This is a genomic window from Bradyrhizobium sp. (genome assembly GCF_016462955.1).
Lineage (GTDB): Bacteria > Pseudomonadota > Alphaproteobacteria > Rhizobiales > Xanthobacteraceae > Bradyrhizobium.
Window position 1 is genome coordinate 3,690 of record NZ_JAEMSD010000563.1, and the last position, 402, is coordinate 4,091.

The window sequence follows — 402 nt, forward strand, 5'->3', positions numbered from 1 at the left end:
CGCGGACTGATCCAACAGGTCGCGATGGGCTGTGTTCGAGCTTGCGGATGGGGAAGAATTCACGAACGAAATCCTGTTGGGGCGGGGGTCGGGACCGGAACCCACAGATGTGCCCTGATGGCGCGGACTTCAAGCATTTTCGGCCCGCAGAAGCTCAGATTCGCGACGTCGGCGCAACGTCTCGTCAATCATGCGCGCCAAGGTCTTGTCAATCATGAGGAGCAGTGACGGTGGGTTAACCAGCCTTTTTAAGCGGTTTCGGAACGGGCCGCGCTAAGGTCCTCGCATCGACCGGGAACATAATCCCGGCGGGGAGAACCAAGCCGTGAGGCGTCACACAGCAACATGCGGGGCCAATCCCGCCGGGTCGAGCCGCTCGCTGCGGCTCGACCCTCTTTCCCT

The 402-nt window shown here is 61.4% G+C and carries 1 protein-coding gene; it reads left to right on the top strand.

What is annotated here, in order from left to right; translation table 11 throughout:
* Positions 1-228: hypothetical protein (locus JHD07_RS34450; RefSeq protein ID WP_291630276.1), on the top strand; the 228-nt coding region annotated here is incomplete at its 5' end.
* Between the last annotated feature and the right edge of the window lie 174 nt (positions 229-402).